The 3313-nt window shown below is 71.2% G+C and carries 6 protein-coding genes; 4 read left to right on the top strand and 2 right to left on the bottom strand.

What is annotated here, in order from left to right:
- Window positions 1-115 precede the first annotated feature (115 nt).
- Window positions 116-325 (top strand): acyl-CoA carboxylase epsilon subunit, encoded by a 210-nt coding sequence (locus ACZ67Q_RS39340; protein ID WP_471192431.1) that lies wholly within the window; start codon window positions 116-118, stop codon window positions 323-325.
- Window positions 326-334: 9 nt separating this feature from the next.
- Here the strand turns inward: ACZ67Q_RS39340 and ACZ67Q_RS39335 are convergent, their stop codons facing one another.
- Window positions 335-1468, bottom strand: a complete 1134-nt coding sequence (locus ACZ67Q_RS39335) for an SGNH/GDSL hydrolase family protein (protein ID WP_471192428.1) — start codon at window positions 1466-1468, stop codon at window positions 335-337.
- Window positions 1469-1583: 115 nt separating this feature from the next.
- On the opposite strand from ACZ67Q_RS39335, the gene mmpB reads away from it, so the two are divergent.
- Both mmpB and ACZ67Q_RS39325 read left to right on the top strand, forming a co-directional pair.
- Window positions 1584-1712, top strand: a complete 129-nt coding sequence (gene mmpB, locus ACZ67Q_RS39330) for a morphogenic membrane protein MmpB (RefSeq protein ID WP_361639406.1) — start codon at window positions 1584-1586, stop codon at window positions 1710-1712.
- Between the two features lie 61 nt (window positions 1713-1773).
- Window positions 1774-2394: a Maf family protein gene (locus ACZ67Q_RS39325; protein ID WP_471192425.1), complete on the top strand. Its 621-nt coding sequence runs from the start codon at window positions 1774-1776 to the stop codon at window positions 2392-2394.
- Here ACZ67Q_RS39325 and ACZ67Q_RS39320 read toward each other — a convergent pair.
- Window positions 2363-2833: a hypothetical protein gene (locus ACZ67Q_RS39320; RefSeq protein ID WP_471192422.1), complete on the bottom strand. Its 471-nt coding sequence runs from the start codon at window positions 2831-2833 to the stop codon at window positions 2363-2365. The genes ACZ67Q_RS39325 and ACZ67Q_RS39320 overlap by 32 nt on opposite strands.
- Before the next feature lie 380 nt (window positions 2834-3213).
- Here ACZ67Q_RS39320 and ACZ67Q_RS39315 point away from each other — a divergent pair.
- Window positions 3214-3313 (top strand): biotin carboxylase N-terminal domain-containing protein (locus ACZ67Q_RS39315; RefSeq protein ID WP_157847070.1); only part of this gene is annotated, 100 nt, incomplete at its 3' end.

Below are 3313 nucleotides of genomic sequence, written 5' to 3'. Positions count from 1 at the left end.
CCCTCCGACACCCGCCGCCACATCGTCCGCGGCCTGCGTCAACTGCGCACCAAGCGGGAATCCCTGCCCCCGAAGAAGCACGGCAACATCCCCCTCTAGGCCCGCTGGGAGCGTCATGAACATCAAGGTCGTCCGGGGCAATCCGACCCCCGAGGAGCTGGCCGCCGCACTGGCGGTGGTCCGCGCCCGCGCCGCGGCGGCGGCCGCCACGCCGCCCGGCGCGCCTTCGCCGCGTGACTCCTGGGCCGACCCGGCCCGCCTGGCCGGCCGGCAGGTGCCCCAGCCCGGCCCGACGTCGTGGTCGCGCACCTACTGGCCGGCCTGACCCTTCGCCTCACAGCACGTCCGCGACGGCTTCGGCCATCACCGCGTATCCCGCGTCGTTCGGGTGCAGGTGATCGCCGAAGTCGTACGCCGGATGCAGCCGGTCCCCGTCGCGGGGGTCGGCCAGCGCGCGGTGCAGGTCGGCCACCGCGTCGTACTCCCCCGAGGTGCGGATCCATTCGTTCAGTTCATGGCCGGTCTTGGCCGCGCGTTCGCCCCAGTGGTCGGAGCCGGCGAAGGGCAGCAGGGTCGCGCCGACCACCCGCCGCAGCCCGCCCTCGCGGGCCTCGCGGATCAACCGGCGGTGGCCGTCGATCAGCTCGCCGGCCGTGACGATCGGCGCCGGCTTGTACGTCGGCTGTTCGTCGGTCTCGCTGAAGCCGATGTCGTTCAGGCCGAGCAGGACGACGAGCGTGTCCACGCCCGGGTGGGCGAGGACGTCCCGGGCCAGACGGTGGACGGCCTTCTCGCCGTACCAGGCGGAGTCGTTGAGCAGCAGGTTGCCGCCGATGCCGGCGTTCAGGACGGGCCGTCCGGTGCGCGCGGCGAGCGCGTCCGACCAGCGGCGGTCGGTGCCGGGCGTGGAGCCGAAGCCGTCGGTGATCGAGTCGCCGAGCAGGGCGATGCCGTCGGTGCGGCCGGCGTCGGTCTCGACCGCGGACAGCACGTACCAGGACTCGGTGACCTCGGGGAACGCCCTGCCGTCGGCCGCCGTGAGCAGGTCACCGGGGCCCCGGTAGCTGGGGGTGAAGGCCTGCGCGTGGAAGGTCGCGGGGCCGGTCGCCGTATCGAAGTGGAGGGTGACCGTCAGCGACTCTCCCGCGCTGAGCGCGAGGCCGGCCGGGTCGCTGACCACCTGACCGCGCGCCGGTATCTCGACGGCGGGGGCCCCGCCGAAGGTGAGCCGGCGTGTGGAGCCCGGCTCGGTCGACGCGCCGTGCGCCGCCCGCGCCACCGACGCGCCCGCGATGCGCAGCGGGGAGGTGCCGTAGGCGTGCGAGAGCCGGACGCGGACCCGGCCGCCGCCCGCACTCAGGCGGACGACCTGGCGCAGCGACTGGCGCCAGAAGCCCTCGCGTGACCAGTTCGGGGTGAAGCCCTCGGTGGGCTGCTGGGGTGACGCGGTCCAGGCAGCGGTGAACATGACGCCTCCAAATGGCACTGAAGTCCCCTTTACTAATGGGACTGTAGCACCGTTAATGGAAGATGAGTATGCGTACTCAGGCGACCTGCGCGGACGTCGCCGGACGATGGAAGGCATGCTGTGGTCCGACCCCGAGAACGAGCCGCCGGAAGAACTGCGGGAGATGCAGGAGAAACTGCGGCGGCTCGGCGTTCTCATGGCGCTGGCCATGGTGCTCGCGATGATCGTGATCGGGGTGAGGTGAGCGCATACGGCGACGACACAGGTGACGACACCCGCGGCGCGCCCGCGGATACGCTGACCGCATGACAGATCAGCCGCGCCGCCGACTCGTGCTCGCCTCCCAGTCACCCGCCCGGCTCGGACTGCTCCGGCAGGCCGGACTCGACCCCGAGGTGATCGTCAGCGGGGTCGACGAGGACGCCGTGACCGCCCCGACCCCCGCCGAACTGGCCCTCGCACTCGCCGAGGCCAAGGCCTCCGTGGTCGCCGCGAAGCCCGAGGTCCAGGGCGCGCTGGTGATCGGCTGCGACTCGGTCCTGGAGCTGGACGGCCGGGCGCTGGGCAAGCCCGCGGACGCCGAGGAGGCCACGGCCCGCTGGAAGGCGATGCGCGGCCGGGCCGGGACCCTCCAGACGGGCCACTGCGTCTGGGACACACAGGCGAAGCGGTACGTCTCCGCCACCGCCTCCACCGTCGTCCGCTTCGGCGAGCCGACGGACGAGGAGATCGCCGCGTACGTCGCTTCCGGCGAGCCGCTCTACGTCGCCGGCGCCTTCACCCTGGACGGGCGTTCCGCGCCGTTCATCGACGGCATCGAGGGCGACCACGGCAACGTCATCGGCATCAGTCTGCCGCTGGTGCGCCGCCTGCTGGCGGAACTGGGCGTCGGCATCACGGAGTTGTGGGCGCCGCCGGAGGAGTGACCGGCGAGCCGTCAACCGCGTCGCCGCCGGCCCCCTCGGCGAGGGCCGGCTCGGCGTCGTACGTGACGAGGAGCAGCACGATCAGGCCCAGCACGACCATCATGAAGGCGAACGCGCCGAAGCCCACGAGCCCCCACACGAACGCGCCCAGCAGCCCGTGCACCACGGCGGCACTGACCAGCACGATGCGACCGAACCCGGCGGGGGCCCGGTTGCGCACGGCGACGAGCAGGGCGACCACCCCGCACAGCAGGAAGTAGAGCCCGAAGACGACGCCGCCGATCTTCGAGGACGTCGCCATGACGTCCGGGTCCAGGCCGGCCAGGGACATGTGCTGCCTGTCGACGACATGGCCGAGGAACCAGTTGAACCCGGCCACCCCGAAAGCCTCGAAGAAGAGCACGAACGCCACCACCCATGCCACCGGCCTGCGCACCACGGTCCGCCCACCCACCTTCGAGCGCGGCTCGATCCGGCCACGCCACTGTTACCCCGAGTACGTGCGATACAGCGCGAACGCTACTAACCGGTAAACCCAGGGACAAGGGTCCTGCGCATGCCAACGAACCATTGGGCCATTCGTAGGGACTCCACAAAGAATCGGAGTGTTGCGCGGCACGCTCTCACAGAGACCTTGACCACAGATGGGGGCTAGGGTTTGCCGGAGGAGTCCTGCGTATAGCGGTGGGACAAGGGATTTCGCGGGTCGAGCGAGCCTCGAATCACGCTCCGTGTGGGCAAGCTCACCATTGGGGACGGGTCGAAGTGTCGTGTCGGCAGTCCCTAAACTCGGCTTGTTTCAAGGAGGGAGCCTCAATCGTGCGCAAGGTGCTCATCGCCAACCGTGGCGAAATCGCTGTCCGCGTGGCCCGGGCCTGCCGGGACGCGGGGATCGCGAGCGTGGCCGTCTACGCCGACC

This window comes from Streptomyces sp. NPDC036813, from assembly GCF_055609245.1.
This window is presented reverse-complemented; position numbering and strand designations above follow the sequence as displayed.